This window comes from Brevibacterium zhoupengii (genome assembly GCF_021117425.1).
Classification (GTDB): Bacteria; Actinomycetota; Actinomycetes; order Actinomycetales; family Brevibacteriaceae; genus Brevibacterium; species Brevibacterium zhoupengii.
The window spans coordinates 2,276,793-2,291,537 of the sequence record NZ_CP088298.1 but is presented as its reverse complement, the minus strand read 5'-3'; the positions used below and the strand labels follow the sequence as shown (position 1 = coordinate 2,291,537).

The window sequence follows — 14,745 nt, the reverse complement described above, 5'->3', positions numbered from 1 at the left end:
TTATCCTCTCCCACGAGGGCCCGCACCGACAGGCGCCGCAATTGTGGAATATCTGGGTTCAACCGCTCTAGAATCGAAGACACCATGACTGATACGCCTCGCCTGCTCACGCCCGGTACCATCTCCGCCGAACTGCCAGTCCCCCGCCGCATCACACGACCCGAATATGTCGGACGCGCCGATGCCGACGAAGGTCGGGGAAACAACTTCTACTCCGCAGAGGAGATCGAAAAGGTCCGCGTTGCGGGCAGGATAGCGGCAAATGCTGTGGCTGCTGTCGGCGAGATCATCGAACCTGGGATCACCACCGACGCGATCGACCGAGTCGCGCATGAGTACATGTGCGACCACGGTGCCTATCCATCGACCCTGGGCTATCGGGGATTCCCGAAATCAGTATGCACTTCGCTCAATGAGGTCATCTGCCACGGGATTCCCGACTCGACTGTGATCGCCGATGGCGACATCGTCAACGTCGACATCACGGCCTACATCGACGGCATGCACGGAGACACGAACTATACCTTCTACGCCGGAGACGTGGACGAGGAGTCCCGGCTTCTCGTGGAACGAACCTGGGAAGCCACCATGCGCGGCATCAAGGCCGTCAAACCTGGCCGCGAGATCAACGTGATCGGACGTGTCATCGAGAAGTACGCGAAGCGGTTCGACTACGGCGTCGTCCGCGACTACAGCGGACACGGAGTGGGCCGCGAGTTCCACTCCGGCCTCATCGTCCCTCACTACGATGCCGCACCTGCCCACGCCGAGGTGATGGAACCGGGAATGATCTTCACCATCGAACCGATGCTCAACCTCGGAACCGTCGATTGGGACGTCTGGGACGACGCTTGGACTGTGGTCACAAAGGACAGGAAGCGCTCCGCGCAGTTCGAGCACACTCTCGTCGTCACCGAGACCGGTGCCGAGATCCTCACCCTCCCCGATGCGGACACCGCCATCGCCGAGGGCCCGATTGCCCGAGAAGGCTGACAGGCCAGACATGACTGACGATACGCAAGGACGCTTCGCCATCGGAGTCGACGTCGGCGGCACGGGCATCAAGGCCGCACTCGTCGACACTGCCACGGGCAATCTCGCCTTCAAACGGGTGCGGGTGCTCACCCCGAAGCCGAGCACCCCTGCCGCTGTGGCCGAAGCCATCGGGCAGCTCCTCGACCTCCTCGCCGACAAGGCCCTCGAGCTTGAGATCGTCGACGATCGTGCAGCGCTCGACGCTCTCCCGATCGGGTGCGGGTTCCCTGGCGTCGTCCTCGACGATCAGGTGCACTTCGCGGCGAACCTCGACCAGTCGTGGATCGGTTCGAACATCGTCAGAATACTCTCCGAACACACCGGTCGTCGTTTCTTCATCATGAATGATGCCGATGCCGCGGGCCTCGCCGAGATGGTGTTCGGCGCAGGGCGCAATCATCGGAAGAAGACTGTGCTGCTGACGACGTTGGGTACCGGTATCGGCACCGCCTTGTTCACCCAAGGGCGCCTGGTCCCCTACACGGAGCTGGGCCATATCGAAATGAATGGCCGTGATGCGGAGACGCAAGCAGCCGAGTCCATCAAGGTCCGCGAGAACCTCAGCTATGCGGAATGGGCCGCGCGACTCCAGCAGTACTATTCGCAGATCGAACTCCTCGTATCCCCGGACGTCATTCTCATCGGCGGTGGAATCTCGAAATCACACGCACAGTTCCTGCCCCTGATCAGCACGCGCGCTGAGATGAAGCCGGCAAAGCTGCTCAACAACGCAGGCATTGTGGGAGCGGCCATTCTGGCAGCCAACAACGGCAAGGCGAAGGTCAAGAAGAGCCGTTCGTAGCATGGCCTCGCACAATTTTCGCGGTCAGCTCAGCCTGTTCATCGTCATGGCCGGGACGGCGGTTCTGCTGGCACTGGGCACAGTGGTCATCGTCATCTGGCCGAACCTGCTGCTGGCCGGCATCATCATCGGGTGCTGCGCAGTCCTCGTCGCATTGGTCGGCATCCGCCGGATCCTCGACCGGCGGTGGGTGCTCTGGCTCGCGGTGCCGGCATTCGGGCTGACAGGACTCGGCGCGATCATGCTGGCTGAGGACCTCGGCATCAGCCGCGTCGGCGAAGTCACTGAAGTGGTCGTCGTTGACCATACGTCCGAGGTCAAAACGGTTCACGACTCGACTGAGCCGGGAGGTCGGAAGGTCTACAGACACGAATACTCTCTGCAGCACATCGACGGTTCGCCGATCGACGAGCCGCTGATCTATCGCGGCCAGGACGGATTCGAGGAGTTCGACACCGGGGATACGATCAACGTGCTCATCGACCCTGACGGCAATGCCCCCATCGAGCCGGCAGAGAGCATCGATTTCGCCGCAGATGTCGCACTTCTCATCGTGGGAGTGCTCCTAAGCGCCGGTGTCTATCTCATGTGCGCACTTCTGCTGCTCTTCGGAAACCGGAGACATTGAGAGAATCAATGGGGCCCGGCCCCGTGGATGATGCGCTGACGGAGCTGGGGCGCTGACGGTGCTTGTGTGAGGACAGGCCACCGATACGCCGGGTTCTGTCATCGAGTCGGTTGCCCTTCTCGACTGACGGTCATCTATCTGGGACCGGTGTTGCCACCGGCCTCGAGCAATCCACCCGACGACTCGGCGAGCAGCCTCGAACGTCGTCTGTCTGATCTTGCTCCGGATGGGGTTTACCCAGCGGCACCGGTCACCCGGCACCCTGGTGGTCTCTTACACCACCGTTTCACCCTTACCCAGTCGAAACTGGGCGGTCTGCTTTCTGTTGCACTGGCCCGCGGGTTGCCCCGGGTGGGTGTTACCCACCATCCCTGCTCTGCGGAGCCCGGACGTTCCTCAGCTCTCGTGAGAGAGCCGCGACCGTCTGGTGACCTGTCCTCAAGTTCACGAGTCTACCCTCATCACCGAGACCATTCGCGGCGTCCTCGAAACGAAAGTGATCAAACTAACGCGGACTCCAAATCGGGGCCGACGCGTTGGCGGCCTACCATGGTGAGGTGAAGATCCTACTGCCGCCATCTGAGGGAAAGACTCCCGCAACTTCGGGCTCCCCGCTTCATCTGCCAGACCTCTCGGCACCCGATCTCAACCCCCAGCGGAAGAAGGTCCTCGCAGCCCTGCAACGGGTCTCCAAACGTAAGGACGCTCTCGAACAGCTGGGTGTGGGCGCCTCGCTGTCGGCCGATGTCGAACGCAACGTCAGCCTCGACTCGCTGCCCTGCGCTCCCGCTCTGCTCACGTACTCAGGTGTTCTCTATGAAGCGATGGGCGCACCCGACCTCGTCGCCGATGCTCTGATCGACGAAACCCTGGCACAGCGACTGCGCAGCGTGCACGTGTTCTCGGCACTCTTCGGGCAGGTCAATGGTCTCGACCCGATCCCTGCCTATCGGCTGGCGATGAAGACGGACCTGGGCAGCCTGGGCAAACTGTCGTCCTGGTGGAAACCGGTACTGGCCAAGTCTTTCACAGTCGACTCCGCCGAGGTGATCCTCGACTGCCGTTCCAGTGACTACCGGGCCGCGTGGCCGGGACCACACGAGCAGGTCATCACTCTCGGAGCCATCAAGGTCGCCGGCGATAAGCGCAGCGTCATCTCCCATTGGGCGAAGTTCTATCGCGGTGAACTCGTCGGTCGACTGCTCTCAGATGATCGTGCGATGCCCACGACCAGTACGGGACTTCTCGAGCGTGCGCAGGAGTCCTACGAGGTGGAGTTCACCCCGCCGGCCAAGAGCAGGCCTGCGGCGCTGACCATCATCCTGCGTGACTGAGCGTGCGGCTCGAGCGAGACGGCGCAGCGTCGCCAGTCGAGGGTTGTCTCAGCCTTTGCGCAGCAGAACTGCTTCACACTCTTCGCACTCGTAGGTCTGGTTCGGGTCTTCCAACAGCATGCCCTTCCACACCATGCCGCTGATCTCCTGGCCACAGGCCTGACAATTCGGACCGTTCAACACAGCGGCTCCAGGTCCGCCTTGAGCGACGTTCTGGTCGAACTGACGAACCAGGGCCTCGGGCAGATCGGATTTGAACTTCGCAGCTGAGGCATTGTTGGCTTCCAACTGTGCGGCTAACTCGGCCTTGCGGTCTTTGATGGCCGTCTGAGTGGCACGGCCGGATGCGATCACCTCGGCGAGGGCAGACTCAACCTCCGACAGCGCGGTTTCAGCGGACTCGAGTTCCTCCATCGAACCGAGCTCTGCTTCTTCCAGCTCAGACACCCGTTCCTCGTGACCGGAGATCTCGTTCTGCAGATTCACAAGGTCCCGGCTGGTCAGACCGGTTCCGTCGTTGAGTTCGACGGTCTTCTTCGCGATCTGAGCGTTCTGGGTCTCGATGGCTGCCGCATGCTCGGCGACTTCGCTGCGGAACTTCTCGACCACCTCGGCGGCTTCTGTCTTCTTGGTTTCGAGTTCCTTGTGCTGGGCGACAAGGTCCTTCAGCTCTGCGGATTTGGTGGGGTTGTCGTGTTCGTGTCGCAGTGCACGTCCGTGGGAGGCAAGTTCGATGAGCGATTCGAGTTCGGTGCGTTGTTCGGCAGTGATCAGCATTGTCGGTTCCTTGTCAGCGAAGCGTGCGCGGGCGTGGGCAGGGAGTCAATAGCGTTCGACCCAAGGGTCGGTGTTGACCGCCGAATGCTGCAAGGCCACGCTGAGCCCTCGTTCGGCGAATTCCGTCTCCAACTGTTCTGCCGCCGCAGTCAGCCAGACGGTCTCGGAAGCCCAGTGGGAGACATCGATGAGCTGTGGTCGACCGTGCTGCCTGTTCGCAGTGTCGCGTGCCTCGGTCGCGGGATGGTGGCGGAGGTCGGCGGTGATGTAGACTTCCGCTCCGCTGGCCCGAACCTCGTCGAACAGGGAATCACCAGCTCCACCGCAGACGGCGACTCGTGTGACGGTCGCTGCCGGGTCACCGGCGATGCGCACACCGGTCGTTGTCCGTGGAAGCCGGTTCGAAAGGGTGCGGGCGATATCGCGCACAGGCGTCGGCGTCGGGAGGTCGCCGACTCGCCCGATTCCGGTGATCGATCCCTCGGCGTGTGGCACGAGTGGCTGCGCGTCGTCGATGCCGAGCAGGGAGATGAGGACGTCGGAGACTCCCCCATGTGCGGAGTCCGCATTGGTGTGAGCGTTGAAGAGCGCGATGTCATTACTGATCAGGGTGTGCACGGCGCCGCCCTTGAGAGTGGACGCGTTCACTGACTTCACGGGTTTGAGCATGAGCGGATGATGATTGAACACCAGGTCAGATCCCAGCACCACCGCCTCGGCGATGACCGCGTCCATGGGGTCGAGCGCGAGCAGGATCGACCGCACTTCCGCGTCGGGATCGCCCACGGCCAGACCCACCGAATCCCAACTCTCCGCCAGGGCCGTCGGCCACAGTGCTTCGAACACATCCACACATTCGCTGACCTTCGGGTATCTCATGCCACCACAGTATTACATCCGAAGATTTCGGTCAGGCGCTACTGACCTGCGGACGCCGGCGAGCTCCGGTGTCCGCTGGCGGGCGTCGTCATCTCAGGCGGGGTTCGTGGCAGAGAATTGCCTGAGACGCGCCCGGAATATGTGACCCGGGGTACATCTGGCGGGCGCTCGGCGATAGATTTGGCACATGACTACGAATGAGACGAATTCACCAGCGCCCGATCTGCACTTCTCCTCGACCGTCGCCGACATCGTGCGTCGCAGCGCCGGACGGTTCGGAGCCGACACTGCTGTCGAGTTCGGAGATCGCACATGGACCTATTCCACTCTGGACACGGCAGTCACGGCCGTTGCGCGTGAGCTTGTGGGTCTTGGCGCGCAGAAGGGTGATCGCATCGCTGCCTACGGGAAGAACTCCGATCTCTACCTTCTCCTCTACCTCGGATGCGCTCGCGCGGGTCTCATCCACGTGCCGGTGAACTATCAGCTCAAGAACGACGAACTCGACTACATTCTGGACAATTCGGGCGCAAAGTTCGTCTTCGCCGATGCCGATCTTCTCGACGCCGTCGGTGCAACCGCGACCGGAGCGGGAATCCAGACCAGGGATTTCGCCACACTCCTGGAGTCGGCCACCGCCACGGACACAGCGCCGGCCGGCACCGGGGAATTCGACGTCGTGGACACCGACGTCGCACAGCTGCTCTACACCTCGGGCACCACCTCGGCGCCCAAGGGAGCGATCATGACCCATCGGGCACTCGTCCACGAATACCTGTCGGCGCTGATGAGCCTCGACTTCGCGCCCACCGACCGGGTCGTGCACGCCCTCCCGCTCTATCATTCGGCGCAGATGCACGTCTTCCTGATTCCGCTCCTGGCCATCGGCGCGCACAATATCGTTGTGCCCGCGCCGGTCCCCGACCAGTTGCTGGCGCTCTTCGAAGACCGTGAGATCAACTCCTTCTTCGCTGCACCCACAGTCTGGGTTGCCCTGGCCAACAGTCCGGATCTCGACACCCGCAACCTGGAGAGTCTGCGCAAGGCCTACTACGGGGCCTCGATCATGCCCGGACCGGTGCTAGCGAAGCTGCGGCAGCGTCTGCCCAAACTCGGCTTCTACAACTGCTTCGGCCAGTCCGAGATGGGTCCGCTGTGCACGGTGCTCAGGCCGGAAGAACACGATGACCACGCATCATCGGCCGGTCGGTCCGTCTTCTTCGTCGAAACCCGGGTCGTCGACAGCGACGGCAATGATGTCGGCGTAGGAGAGCAGGGTGAGATCCTCTACCGGTCACCGCAGCTGTGCGAGGGCTACTGGAACAAGCCAGAGGCCACCGCCGAGGCCTTCGACAACGGGTGGTTCCATTCAGGTGACCTCGTAACAGTCGACGAATCCGGCTTCATCGAAGTCATCGACCGAGTGAAGGACGTCATCAACACCGGCGGCGTCCTCGTCGCCAGTCGACAGGTCGAGGATGCGATCTTCGAACTCCCTCAGGTCGCCGAGGTTGCAGTCGTCGGAGTCGCCGACGAGAAATGGATCGAGGCAGTCACCGCCTTCGTCGTGACCAAGCCGGATCAATCCGGGATCACCGAGGCGGATGTGCTGGCCCATGTCAAGGATCGTCTCGCTGGCTTCAAGGTCCCCAAACGAGTCGACTTCGTGACCGAGCTGCCTAAGAACTCGGCAGGCAAGATCCTCAAACGTCAGCTGCGTGAGGTCTGAGACCTGTCTCCCTCTGTCAGGCGAATAGACTGCTCTCGGCAGTGATCGCATGACGCACAGACACCGTCGCCTTCGGGTCGGCGGGAAGAGGAGACGAGTGGTGGCATCCCCTAACCAGAGAATACCGGCATCCAGTCCTTTCGAAGGCAAGGTGGGCTGGAGGCAGCACGGGGATGGAAAGACGATCCGTCCAGGTGAGACCGTTCTGCCCGAGGAACGGCTGAGCTGGCCGCGGACCGTGGGAATCGGAGCCCAACACGTCGTCGCCATGTTCGGCGCAACGTTCCTCGTGCCGCTCCTGACCGGTTTCCCTCCCTCGACGACGCTGTTCTTCACCGCCATCGGAACCCTGCTGTTCCTGCTCATCACCAAGGGCATGATGCCCTCGTACCTGGGATCGTCTTTCGGTCTTCTTGCGCCTATCGGCGCCGTGACCGGATTCGCGGCCACATCGGGAGAGGACCTCGACTCCCATGCCATGGCACTGGCGCAGGGCGGAATCATCTCCGTGGGCGTGACTCTGGCACTGGTGGGCGTCGTCGTCCACTTCGCCGGAGTGCGGTGGATCGAGGTCACCATGCCACCGGTCGTCACCGGTGCCATCGTCGCCCTCATCGGACTCAACCTGGCACCGGCGGCCTGGGACTGGGTGAAGGAGGCTCCCCTGACCGCGATGATCACGATCGTCACCATCCTGGTCACCAGTGTGCTCTTTCGCGGAATGCTCGGCCGCCTGTCCATCCTCATCGGTGTCCTCGTCGGCTACGCTGCCGCATGGGTCCAAGGACAGATCGACTTCTCCACTGTCGGTGCCGCTGGCTGGGTCGGGCTACCCGCCTTCCATGCCCCCGCATTCGACCTGGGCTATCTGGGACTCTTCCTCCCCGTCGTCTTCGTCCTCATCGCCGAGAACATCGGACACGTGAAGTCCGTGTCGGCCATGACAGGCCGCGACCTCGATTCGATCACGGGCCGTACGCTCTTCGCCGATGGACTCTCCACGGTTCTCGCCGGCTCCGGCGGAGGCTCGGGAACGACGACCTACGCGGAGAACATCGGAGTCATGGCAGCGACACGCATCTTCTCCACGGCCGCCTACCTCTGCGCAGGAGTCATCGCCCTGATCTTGAGCGTGCTGCCGAAGTTCGGAGAGATCATCGCGACCATCCCTCCCGGCGTCCTCGGCGGAGCGGCGACCGTCCTCTACGGAATGATCGGAATGCTGGGAGTGCGCATCTGGGTGGAGAACAAGGTCGATTTCTCCAATCCCATCAACCTCAACACTGCAGCGGTGGCACTGATCGTCGCGATCGCCAACTTCACTTGGACGCCCGGTGACCTTCAGTTCGAAGGAATCGCACTCGGTTCAGCCTCGGCGGTCATCATCTATCAGGTCATGCGGGCAATAGCGAAGTGGCGCGGCACCGACCAGGACCTGAGCGCGAGCCCGGACACCGGCTCCGAACCCCACACGGGGTCCCATCCGCCTGTCGATGCCGGCCCGAATATCACCACCGCATCCGATCCCCACAGCGAAGACCGTATCCCGCCCACGTCACAGTGAGCTTCCACTCTGTCCCTGGTAGTCAAGTAGGTCCTTCCCCCACTGATGAGAATCCGATCCTGAGGAGATAATCATGAAACCTGCACATTCACAATCACGAGCCGCACTTCCACGTTCTCGCGCAACCCGCCGTGGCCTGCTGACAGGCCTGGGAACAGCCCTAGTCGCGGGCGCGCTGCTGGCCGGGACCCCAGCCCAGGCTGCTGCGGGGCTGGGAGCTGGGCTCGTCGACGGCAATGCTGGGCAGAAACCGGATCACCTCGGCGAGAAATGTTCTGTCGCTTCGGGTGCGACAGCGGAGAAGGTCATCGTTGTGACGGGAGCCGGGGGTTCCACCGCTGCCGTCGAGGCATGCGAGAAGTGGGAGGACAACTACTATTCCGCGATGAGCGCAGACGGGTACGTCGGCTACAACGGCATCGCTGATCCCGGCGCCAAACGTGAGGGTGACGGCAAGACTCCCTCCGGTCTGTTCAGCATGGGCTATGGGTTCGGCGTGAAAGCGGAACCGAAGCAATTCCATGGGGCCCAATACGTCACAGTCACCGAGGACGACGTCTGGGTCGATGGCGACGCGGTGGAGAGGTACAACACGATGCAGAAGAAGTCGGATGGATACTCCGGGGAATCCATGTATCAGACCCCTGCGTACAACCACGGACAGGTCATCGACTACAACAGTGCCGGAACGCCGGGCAAGGGTTCAGCGATCTTCCTTCACGTCAATACCGGCAGCCAGCAGACTGCAGGGTGCGTGTCGGTTTCGGAGGACGATCTGCTGAGAATCTTCGACTGGGAGGGCGGCGACTCGGTCGAGATGGCAATCAGCAGCTAGTGGCTTGGCAACAGCAGAAGAGGCGGTCAGACGACACACTGCAGTGTCCTCTGACCGCCTCTTCTGCGATTCGTGCTGCTGATTACTCCTTGATCAGGGAGAGCTCGAATTCGAGGGTGATCTTGTCGCTGACGAGCAGGCCGCCGGAGTCCAAGGTCGTATTCCATGTCACGCCCCAGTCCTTGCGATCGATGCGGCGTTTGCCCTCAAAGCCGACCCTTAACGCACCATTCTGATCGCGGTCGGTTCCCAACATCTCAAGGGGAACAGACACCGGACGGGTGATATCGCGTATCGTCAGGTCACCATTGACGATGTAGCTTCCTTCTTCGACCTCATCGACGCCGGTGGATTTGAACGTGATCGTCGGATAGTTTTCGACGTCGAAGAAGTCCGCGCTTCGCAGATGAGCATCGCGATCGGGTGTCCTGGTATCAATGCTGTCGACATCGATCGTGATGGTCACTTCGGTCTTCGAGAGGTCCTCAGCGTTGATGACGGCTTTGCCCTCGACGGTGTTGAAGGCACCACGGATGCGCGAGACCATTGCGTGACGGCTCGAGAATCCGAGACGCGTATGTTGGGGGTCGATGACCCATGTTCCGGTCAGCTGTTCATCTGATGACATAGTCGTGCTCCTTTGGCCGAGCTGAAATCATGGGATCCTGGTGTCGAGAACCCAAGTCAGTACTGAGAGAGTACCGGCGTGCATTTAGGATCAGCGTATATGTTCAGAGGCCGGGCTGTCATGTTGATGCGACAACGAACCTTGGCAGAATGTGGGCCCAGAGGGACTTGAACCCCCGACCCTCTCGGTGTAAGCGAGATGCTCTAGCCAACTGAGCTATAGGCCCCACAGCAACTCGGGAGCGAAGGCTCCCGAACGCGCTTGACCAGTATGCCACACAGCAGCCAGGCAGACGAATTCCCTGTTCCGCCGTAAACATCTTCCACTTTCAGCCGTCTTCCACTGTCAGACGTCCTCTACTGCCAGACGCCCTCAGCACGAAGGAGGTGGGCCGTGATCGTGGCGAAGCTCTCACCGGCATCGTCATTTGCTACGCCGAAGAGACCGCGGTTCTGTTCGATCGCCACGGCGCCCAGTGCATGTGCCATCACGCCGTGGGAAACTGCCTGTCCCAACGCCTCGACGCTCAGCGCGCCAGGGGTGACCTTGCCGGGAGAAATCGAGTAGCCGAGCAGCATGATCTCGGCACCGTCACGGTAGGTGAGGAGGACATCGCGCAGTGCCATCGCAGTCGTAAGCGGGTCAGAAGTCGACGGGCACCGCGCATCCACCTCAGCATTCATCCGTGTGGCGATGAGGACGAAGAGTTCCTGTTTGTCCTTGACATGCCAATACAGGGCGGAAGGTTGAACCTCGAGCTCACGCGCAAGCCTGCGCATCGACAGATCGCCCAAACCATAGCGCGAGAGAATGTCCAAGGCGGTTGTCGTGATGCTCTCGGCAGTCAGTGCCAATGAGACTTTCCTTCCATTCGCGGATGGTGGACCGCTCCGATTTTTCAGAACGCGTCGCCATCGCTATAGTAGTTCCTGGTCACGGGATATAGCGCAGCTTGGTAGCGCGCCTCGTTCGGGACGAGGAGGTCGTGGGTTCGAATCCCGCTATCCCGACCAACGTGATGTGTCGCGACATCGTTCATTCGATGTCGCGGCACATTTCTATTTCCTGCCGCGTCTCCGGCGCATTCCTCCTGGTCAGAACCAGTGAGGTCCTCGCTGGAACCGAGCTTGGTGATCAGCTGACATCGGTTCGAATCGTCAGCAGGAATGCCGAGTCCTCATGCGCGTGCACGGAATGCCGTTCCGGCGGGATCGTCATGAGGTCGCCGGCGGACAGGTCCCACGTCTCTTCGGCTGAGGACAGAGCCAAGCTCCCTCGCAGGACCTGGAGCGTCGCCTCCGGCGGTGAGTCGTGTTCGGCCATGGTGGTCCCTGCCGTCAACGTCAGCAGCGCCTGTTTGAGGTATCGGCCACTGTAGACGCCGTGAGCGGCTCTCCCACTGTTGGCGCCGCGGGCTTTTGTCAGAAGCTCTTCGGTCAGCTCGCCGAGGTTCTGTGTGAGTGAATTGTCGGTCATCGTCTATCCCATCCTGTCCTGCTCGTTCTACTGCTGCTGCTTCGACATCTCAGTCCCGATGCTAGCTTGTAACTGATTGACATGAGACAGACTGTGGAGGTTCCCAATGACAGATGACACTGCTCCCGAGATCATCGACGTTCGCACGCTTCCGAAGCCCGAACGGCACCCTCGTGTCATGGGCGCCTATCAGAATCTCGAGGTCGGCTCCGGTCTCATCCTCATCAACGACCATGAACCCGAAAACCTGAGAATCGAGATGGAGGCTGAGTTCGCCGAAGCCCTTGGCTGGGAACCCCAGTCCTCAGACGGCGACGACTTCCGGGTTCACATCAGCAAGCGAGCAGCGACGCCTCTCCCCCGCGTCCTCGCCAACGTGGATGAGTTCGCCGGTGTTGCGGAGAACTCCGGCTCGGTTTGGCAGCTTCAGCCTCAGCAGCGCGATCTCGATGCGAACATCATCGCCTTGTCGCCAGGCGGCGAGATCAAAGAACACGTGGGGCCGGGCCTCGACGTCCTCATCCACATCCTCGACGGGGGCGGGACGCTGGAGACCGAGCTGACCACTATTGCGCTCACTCCAGGCCAAATCGTCTGGCTGCCACGCCGCTCCCGGCGACGTTTTCTCGCCGATGAAACTCTGGGCCTGCGCTATTTCTCAGTCCACCAGCGCAAACAGGGGCTGACGATCACCAGCCGCAACTGAGACTGCTGAGAGACGCGTGGTGGTGCGCAGACGCATGGTGGTGAAGGCTATTGGGCCTGAACCGTGATTGAGGTTGCAGTCAGGACGCAGGCTCGCAGTCATCGGGACGGTCGAACGCAATGGAGATGAGCCTGCGCAGCACTGCTTCGTCGATGTCCTCCAGCTTGCGCACATAGACGCACCCTGCACCTTCGGTGTACGCACCGAGGCTGGGAAGCAGGGCTGCTCCAGCCGGTGAGTCCTTGAGCCCGTACAGCGACAGCTGAGCCTTGCGCGGTGAGAAGCCCGTCTTGGGCCATACGCCACGATTGCGCGGGTTCGACGGTGAGACGTACTGGTACTGTCCGTAGCCGACGATCGAGGGTCCCCACATCACAGGAAAGGTGTCGGTGACTTCCGTGAATATCGTGTCGAGCCTCAACCCATCCTCGCGCCGTTTCTTCGGAACGGCTGACTGAAGGAACTGGCCGACGTCGGCATCGGTGGGCTGAGTCTTCTGTGTCGTCATGGCTCAATTATGGACTCTCGACGGCAAACAGGCACGGCAGCGATGGTCAGGTCCCAGCCGGAATCCATGCCGTGCCGTCCTGCACTTTGTAGATGAGATTCGTCTGGGTGTGGGCGACAGCAGGATATCGGGTGAGATAGTCGAGGACGAAGGACTGCACCGCCTCGGTGTCGGTGGCGACGATATGGAGCAGATAGTCATCGGCTCCGGCCATATGGTACATCCGCACGACACCGGGGAACTGCGGTGCTGCGGCAGTGAAGGCATCGATCTCCGCTCGGTCATGTTTGGCCAGGCGGATGGAGATCAGGGCCTGCAGCGGGATGCCCACAGCCGCGGCATCGATGTCGACGCGAAAACCTCTGATCACGCCCAAGGTCTTCAACCGTTTGAGTCGAAGCGACACCGTCGACTCTGAGATACCGACTGCCGCGGCCAAGGCGGTACCGGATGCTCTGGCATCATCTCCGAGAGCTTTGAGCAGCTGTCGATCAACATCATCGAGTTCCACTTTCTGCGACATGCCTCACAGTCTGGCACACCGTATTCAAGAAGCTTCGATCAGAGCACAGAAAATCACGGATTCTTGATTGATGATTGCAGTTCTTAGCAGGAATAGTTTGAATGCTGACATGACCTCACTGCACCCAGAAACGCTCATGGTCCACGGCGGCATGGAAGGCCTCACCGAGGCAGGAGTCCACGTTCCGGCCATCGACCTCTCGACCACCAACCCAGTCAACGATGTCGCCACCGGCGGTGACTCCTACGAATGGCTGGCCAGCGGACATGCGCTCAAGGACGGCGACTCGGCCGTCTACCAGCGCCTGTGGCAGCCCGGTGTCGCACGATTCGAGACGGCCCTGGCCGAACTCGAACACGCCGACGAAGCGGTCGCCTTCGCCACCGGAATGGCCGCAATGACTGCGGCCCTCCTCGCAGCCGTCAGCGCTGGCACACCTCACATCGTCGCAGTGCGTCCGCTCTACGGAGGCAGCGACCATCTCCTCGAATCGGGACTGCTGGGCACCACCGTCACCTGGGCGAAAGAGTCCGAAATCGCCTCGGCGATCCAAGACGACACCGGGCTCGTCATCGTCGAGACCCCCGCCAACCCCAGCCTCGACCTTGTTGATCTTGATGGAGTCGTCGCGGCCGCCGGCGACATCCCGGTGCTGGTGGACAACACCTTCTGCACCCCGGTGCTCCAGCAGCCCATCTCCCACGGTGCGGTCCTGGTCCTGCACAGTGCCACCAAATACCTCGGTGGTCATGGCGATGCCATGGGCGGCATCATCGCCACCAACTCCGACTGGGCGATGAGACTGCGGCAGGTCCGAGCGATCACAGGAGCCCTCCTCCACCCCATGGGCGCCTACCTCCTCCACCGGGGACTGCGCACCCTGGCCGTGCGCATGCGAGCGGCACAGACGACCGCTGGTGAACTCGCGCAGCGCCTGGCCGCCCATCCTGCCATCGCTGCAGTCCACTACCCGGGCCTGGAAGGCCAGGATCCACGTGGGCTGCTCGGGCGCCAGATGTCCGGCGGTGGAGCCATGATCGCGCTGGAGCTTGCCGGCGGATTCGATGCCGCACGCAGCTTCGTCGAACATTGCAGCCTCGTCGTCCACGCGGTGTCACTGGGCGGTGCCGACACACTCATCCAACATCCCGCGTCGCTGACCCACCGGCCGGTCGCGGCCACGGCCAAGCCCGGCGACGGTCTCATCCGGCTCTCGGTCGGACTCGAACACGTCGATGATTTGGCAGATGATCTCATCGCCGCTCTCGACGCGAGCCGAGCCGCAGCCTGATAATCGGCTCCCCATTGACATTGACGCGAC

16 protein-coding genes, 2 tRNA genes and 1 other RNA gene are annotated in these 14,745 nt (G+C 61.8%); 10 read left to right on the top strand and 9 right to left on the bottom strand.

Going from position 1 to position 14,745, the window contains the following annotated elements; all coding sequences use genetic code 11:
• Positions 1 to 84: 84 nt before the first annotated feature.
• From map to LQ788_RS10475, 3 genes are read left to right on the top strand one after another with little or no spacing between them, the layout of a single operon-like run.
• Positions 85 to 993, top strand: a complete 909-nt coding sequence (map, locus tag LQ788_RS10485) for a type I methionyl aminopeptidase (protein ID WP_231440760.1) — start codon at positions 85 to 87, stop codon at positions 991 to 993.
• 10 nt (positions 994 to 1,003) lie between these two features.
• Complete coding sequence (gene ppgK / locus LQ788_RS10480; protein ID WP_231440758.1) at positions 1,004 to 1,837, top strand: polyphosphate--glucose phosphotransferase; 834 nt, start codon at positions 1,004 to 1,006, stop codon at positions 1,835 to 1,837.
• Between the two features lies 1 nt (position 1,838).
• Positions 1,839 to 2,465, top strand: coding sequence for a hypothetical protein (locus LQ788_RS10475; RefSeq protein ID WP_231440756.1), 627 nt, complete (start codon positions 1,839 to 1,841; stop codon positions 2,463 to 2,465).
• Positions 2,466 to 2,533: 68 nt separating this feature from the next.
• On the opposite strand, the gene rnpB is transcribed toward LQ788_RS10475, so the two are convergent.
• An RNA gene (rnpB, locus tag LQ788_RS10470) (RNase P RNA component class A) lies at positions 2,534 to 2,901 on the bottom strand.
• Between the two features lie 121 nt (positions 2,902 to 3,022).
• Here rnpB and LQ788_RS10465 point away from each other — a divergent pair.
• Positions 3,023 to 3,799: a YaaA family protein gene (locus LQ788_RS10465; protein ID WP_231440754.1), complete on the top strand. Its 777-nt coding sequence runs from the start codon at positions 3,023 to 3,025 to the stop codon at positions 3,797 to 3,799.
• Positions 3,800 to 3,847: 48 nt separating this feature from the next.
• Here LQ788_RS10465 and LQ788_RS10460 read toward each other — a convergent pair whose 3' ends face one another.
• Positions 3,848 to 4,576 carry a zinc ribbon domain-containing protein gene (locus LQ788_RS10460; RefSeq protein WP_231440752.1) on the bottom strand — a complete coding sequence of 243 codons (729 nt, stop codon included), beginning with the start codon at positions 4,574 to 4,576 and terminating at the stop codon, positions 3,848 to 3,850.
• A gap of 45 nt (positions 4,577 to 4,621) precedes the next feature.
• Positions 4,622 to 5,455, bottom strand: a complete 834-nt coding sequence (locus tag LQ788_RS10455; protein WP_231440750.1) for a Nif3-like dinuclear metal center hexameric protein — start codon at positions 5,453 to 5,455, stop codon at positions 4,622 to 4,624.
• Positions 5,456 to 5,642: 187 nt separating this feature from the next.
• On the opposite strand from LQ788_RS10455, the gene LQ788_RS10450 reads away from it, so the two are divergent.
• The 3 genes from LQ788_RS10450 (at position 5,643) to LQ788_RS10440 (ending at position 9,583) form a co-directional block, all read left to right on the top strand.
• Positions 5,643 to 7,184 (top strand): fatty acyl-CoA synthetase, encoded by a 1,542-nt coding sequence (locus tag LQ788_RS10450; protein ID WP_231440748.1) that lies wholly within the window; start codon positions 5,643 to 5,645, stop codon positions 7,182 to 7,184.
• A 238-nt stretch (positions 7,185 to 7,422) separates the two neighbouring features.
• Positions 7,423 to 8,748: a uracil-xanthine permease family protein gene (locus LQ788_RS10445; protein ID WP_231447394.1), complete on the top strand. Its 1,326-nt coding sequence runs from the start codon at positions 7,423 to 7,425 to the stop codon at positions 8,746 to 8,748.
• Positions 8,749 to 8,821: 73 nt separating this feature from the next.
• Entirely contained in the window at positions 8,822 to 9,583 is a 762-nt protein-coding gene (locus LQ788_RS10440) for a L,D-transpeptidase family protein (protein ID WP_231440746.1), read from the top strand.
• Between the two features lie 82 nt (positions 9,584 to 9,665).
• On the opposite strand, the gene LQ788_RS10435 is transcribed toward LQ788_RS10440, so the two are convergent.
• The 3 genes from LQ788_RS10435 to LQ788_RS10425 form a co-directional block, all read right to left on the bottom strand.
• The gene (locus LQ788_RS10435; RefSeq protein ID WP_231440744.1) at positions 9,666 to 10,211 is read right to left on the bottom strand and encodes a YceI family protein; all 546 of its coding nucleotides are present in this window, start codon (positions 10,209 to 10,211) and stop codon (positions 9,666 to 9,668) included.
• 152 nt (positions 10,212 to 10,363) lie between these two features.
• Positions 10,364 to 10,437 (bottom strand) — tRNA-Val (locus LQ788_RS10430).
• Between the two features lie 130 nt (positions 10,438 to 10,567).
• Positions 10,568 to 11,065, bottom strand: coding sequence for a TetR family transcriptional regulator (locus tag LQ788_RS10425; protein WP_231440742.1), 498 nt, complete (start codon positions 11,063 to 11,065; stop codon positions 10,568 to 10,570).
• A gap of 82 nt (positions 11,066 to 11,147) precedes the next feature.
• On the opposite strand from LQ788_RS10425, the gene LQ788_RS10420 reads away from it, so the two are divergent.
• Positions 11,148 to 11,224 (top strand) — tRNA-Pro (locus LQ788_RS10420).
• Positions 11,225 to 11,345: 121 nt separating this feature from the next.
• Here LQ788_RS10420 and LQ788_RS10415 read toward each other — a convergent pair.
• On the bottom strand, positions 11,346 to 11,687 hold the full coding sequence (locus tag LQ788_RS10415) for a cupin domain-containing protein (protein WP_231440741.1): 342 nt from the start codon (positions 11,685 to 11,687) through the stop codon (positions 11,346 to 11,348).
• A gap of 106 nt (positions 11,688 to 11,793) precedes the next feature.
• Between LQ788_RS10415 and LQ788_RS10410 the strand changes: the two genes are divergently transcribed.
• Positions 11,794 to 12,393, top strand: a complete 600-nt coding sequence (locus LQ788_RS10410) for a DUF2249 domain-containing protein (protein ID WP_231440739.1) — start codon at positions 11,794 to 11,796, stop codon at positions 12,391 to 12,393.
• 79 nt (positions 12,394 to 12,472) lie between these two features.
• Here the strand turns inward: LQ788_RS10410 and LQ788_RS10405 are convergent, their stop codons facing one another.
• Together LQ788_RS10405 and LQ788_RS10400 are read right to left on the bottom strand one after the other, a co-directional pair.
• Positions 12,473 to 12,901 (bottom strand): DUF1801 domain-containing protein, encoded by a 429-nt coding sequence (locus LQ788_RS10405; protein WP_231440738.1) that lies wholly within the window; start codon positions 12,899 to 12,901, stop codon positions 12,473 to 12,475.
• A 46-nt stretch (positions 12,902 to 12,947) separates the two neighbouring features.
• Positions 12,948 to 13,424, bottom strand: coding sequence for an Lrp/AsnC family transcriptional regulator (locus LQ788_RS10400; protein ID WP_231440737.1), 477 nt, complete (start codon positions 13,422 to 13,424; stop codon positions 12,948 to 12,950).
• A 109-nt stretch (positions 13,425 to 13,533) separates the two neighbouring features.
• Between LQ788_RS10400 and LQ788_RS10395 the strand changes: the two genes are divergently transcribed.
• Positions 13,534 to 14,715 carry a trans-sulfuration enzyme family protein gene (locus LQ788_RS10395; protein WP_231440736.1) on the top strand — a complete coding sequence of 394 codons (1,182 nt, stop codon included), beginning with the start codon at positions 13,534 to 13,536 and terminating at the stop codon, positions 14,713 to 14,715.
• Positions 14,716 to 14,745: the final 30 nt, after the last annotated feature.

Coding starts and splice junctions, on each gene's coding strand:
- map (WP_231440760.1), top strand. CDS start 85: ATGACTGATACGCCTCGCCTGCTCACGCCCGGTACCATCTCCGCCGAA.
- ppgK (WP_231440758.1), top strand. CDS start 1,004: ATGACTGACGATACGCAAGGACGCTTCGCCATCGGAGTCGACGTCGGC.
- LQ788_RS10475 (WP_231440756.1), top strand. CDS start 1,839: ATGGCCTCGCACAATTTTCGCGGTCAGCTCAGCCTGTTCATCGTCATG.
- LQ788_RS10460 (WP_231440752.1), bottom strand. CDS start 4,576: ATGCTGATCACTGCCGAACAACGCACCGAACTCGAATCGCTCATCGAA.
- LQ788_RS10455 (WP_231440750.1), bottom strand. CDS start 5,455: ATGAGATACCCGAAGGTCAGCGAATGTGTGGATGTGTTCGAAGCACTG.
- LQ788_RS10450 (WP_231440748.1), top strand. CDS start 5,643: ATGACTACGAATGAGACGAATTCACCAGCGCCCGATCTGCACTTCTCC.
- LQ788_RS10440 (WP_231440746.1), top strand. CDS start 8,822: ATGAAACCTGCACATTCACAATCACGAGCCGCACTTCCACGTTCTCGC.
- LQ788_RS10435 (WP_231440744.1), bottom strand. CDS start 10,211: ATGTCATCAGATGAACAGCTGACCGGAACATGGGTCATCGACCCCCAA.
- LQ788_RS10415 (WP_231440741.1), bottom strand. CDS start 11,687: ATGACCGACAATTCACTCACACAGAACCTCGGCGAGCTGACCGAAGAG.
- LQ788_RS10410 (WP_231440739.1), top strand. CDS start 11,794: ATGACAGATGACACTGCTCCCGAGATCATCGACGTTCGCACGCTTCCG.
- LQ788_RS10405 (WP_231440738.1), bottom strand. CDS start 12,901: ATGACGACACAGAAGACTCAGCCCACCGATGCCGACGTCGGCCAGTTC.
- LQ788_RS10400 (WP_231440737.1), bottom strand. CDS start 13,424: ATGTCGCAGAAAGTGGAACTCGATGATGTTGATCGACAGCTGCTCAAA.
- LQ788_RS10395 (WP_231440736.1), top strand. CDS start 13,534: ATGACCTCACTGCACCCAGAAACGCTCATGGTCCACGGCGGCATGGAA.